This window comes from Terribacillus halophilus, from assembly GCF_900162685.1.
GTDB lineage: Bacteria > Bacillota > Bacilli > Bacillales > Amphibacillaceae > Terribacillus > Terribacillus halophilus_A.
In genome coordinates this window covers 1-2,483 of record NZ_LT727818.1, presented here as the reverse complement: position 1 = coordinate 2,483, position 2,483 = coordinate 1, and the positions used below count along the sequence as shown (strand labels likewise).

Sequence of the window (2,483 nt, the reverse complement as noted above, 5' to 3'; positions counted from 1 at the left end):
GTGTAAACGCTAGAATAAAGTTGACACTTTTTGCTCGATAGGAATTTACACTTTTGCTCAATCAACCTACTACTTTAGTAAAATAGATTTGACGTTATTTTACTGGAGGTTAGTATTTTGGAGGAGAAGTTAGTGTTATATATTAAGATTAAGGAATTACATAAGAGAAAGTTTAAAGTAGCACAAATCTCTAAGGAGCTTAAGATCTCAAGACCGACTGTCTATAAGTATTTAGAAATGACATTCGATGAGGCAAAGGCCTATACTGAACAGCCCTCGAGAAAGATGAAAAAATTAGATCACTATAAGGACTGGATACTGGCCTGGCTAGAAGAGTATCCCCACCTAAGCAGTGCTCAGATCCATGATTGGCTTTTAGAAAGATACCCCGACCTAGTGGTCGGCGGAAGTACTGTAAGAACATATGTAAGGGATATTCGAGAAGTCTATCAGATTGAGAAAAAGATGATTGTTCGTCAATACGAAGCAGTTCCTGAGCAGCCAATGGGTAAACAACTCCAGGTAGATTGGGGAGAAACAAAACAGAAAAACGTGAACAATAAGGAAATCAAACTATACTTTATTGCCTTTGTACTCGCTAACTCACGACACAAATATATGGAATGGCAAGCACGTCCATTCACTACAAGAGATGCGATTCGTTGTCACGAAAACGCATTCCAGTTCTATGGGGGACGAACAGAAGAAATTGTCTATGATCAGGATCACTTAATCTCAGTAAGTGAAAATGCAGGTCAACTACTTTTAACAGCTGAGTTTCAAAGCTATGTAAACGAGCGTAAATTCAAAGTTCACCTGTGCCGAAGAGCGGATCCAGAATCTAAAGGTATGATTGAAAATGTAGTGAAATACATAAAAGGCAACTTCGCTGATAGTCGTGTGTTTAGAGATATAGAAGATTGGAATAAACGGGCAAGGCAGTGGCTCGAGCGTACTGGAAACCACCAGGTTCACCAGACAATGAAAAAAAGACCAGCAGAAGTGTTTCTCCTCGAAAAGCAACACTTACAGCCAGTCTCTTCGTTACTTTCATATGAAAGTACCAATAACCAAAGTATAACAAGAAGTGTCAGCAAGGACAACACGATCCGGTACAAGTCAAACCGTTACTCTGTCCCACTGGGGACTTATCAAAATATGAGTGAGAATCTTGTGTGGATTGAAATCAGGGAAGATGATCAGGCCCTGATCATCCGTAAAGAAGCAAATGGTGAAGTGATTGGCGAGCATATGATCAGTTCTGAAAAGGGAAAGCTGATTCAAAACCGTCACCATACTCGTGATCGCTCCAAAGGTGTGGAAGAGCTTAAACAACGCCTCATTTCCCACTTTGGAGATCAGGTTCGCGCAGCTGCATATTTAGATGAGATTAGCCAAAGATACCCTAGGTATCGGAGAGATCAATTTACAATTATTCATAAGGTGATCCAACAATACCCAGCTTTAATTGATACTGTTTTAACCAAGTGCACGACAGAAAAGCTCTACAATGCGAATGACTTTCGCGATATCGCTCATCACCTTGATGCTTTACGAGATGAGCCGATTGAAGAAGTACAATCTTATTACACGAGTCCGCCAAAACATTCTCATATCAAAGCCTCTACCCGTTCTCTAAATGCCTATACTAGCATTTTAGGAGGTAGAGCATGATGAATAAGACAGTACATGAACTACAAAATCAATTCCGGCAGCTACGCTTAGCAGAAACGGCGGAGGAGCTACCACAGCTTCTTCGCGAAGCTGAAAAAGCATCGTGGACTTACTTGGAATTTTTAGAGTCTATCACTCGCTTTGAATTAGCCAAGCGTGAAGCGAAAAGTCTGGAGAAAAGAATGAAATGGGCACGCTTCCCTTTCGTGAAGTCATTAGACGAGTTTGAGCTGAAAGGCCAAAACATTCTGACGGCTCGCCAGCTCTCTCAACTGCGAGAATTAAGCTGGCTGGAGCAACAGTACAATCTCATTCTTTTAGGTCCTCCCGGCATCGGAAAAACGTATATCGCAATTGGTCTTGGATTGGAGGCTGTTTACAGAGGGTTCAATGTTAATTTCGCTACAATGGGAGAACTTGTGCAGCTTCTAAAATCAGAAGAATACCTGAACAAATCTAAAGTTCAGCTTAAGAGAATTAGAAATGCCGACCTAGTGATCATTGATGATTTAATGTATATGGCCATGGATCAAAGAGAAGCAAACCTATTCTTTCATTTGATTAATCATCTGTACGAACGAAGTTCGATTATCCTGACGTCAAATAAAAGTCCAGATGAATGGGGCAATTTAATCGGAGACCAAGGTATCACCACAGCGATTTTAGACCGTTTACTTCATCGAGTGGAAGTGATTCATGGAGGCGAGGAAGAGGAAAGCTATCGGATGAAAAATCGGAAGAGCATCTTTTCAGCAGAAGTGTAAAAAGGAAACGAGCAAAAAGTGTAAAATTCAACTTGACGTCTACAA

General features: G+C 40.8%; 2 protein-coding genes. Both read left to right on the top strand.

The genetic code is table 11. The annotated features are described in order from the left end of the window. The first annotated feature begins 132 nt into the window (after positions 1–132). A complete protein-coding gene (gene istA / locus B1K52_RS00340; protein WP_143588798.1) occupies positions 133–1,674 on the top strand; it encodes an IS21 family transposase in 1,542 nt (513 codons plus the stop codon). Continuing rightward, complete coding sequence (gene istB, locus B1K52_RS00335; protein ID WP_077303950.1) at positions 1,674–2,438, top strand: IS21-like element IS643 family helper ATPase IstB; 765 nt, start codon at positions 1,674–1,676, stop codon at positions 2,436–2,438. The genes istA and istB overlap by 1 nt, the downstream gene beginning before the upstream one ends. The last annotated feature ends 45 nt before the right edge of the window (positions 2,439–2,483 follow it).

What these genes read in the sequence shown, in the direction of transcription:
- istB (WP_077303950.1), top strand. Translation starts at nt 1,674, where the DNA reads ATGAATAAGACAGTACATGAACTACAAAATCAATTCCGGCAGCTACGC.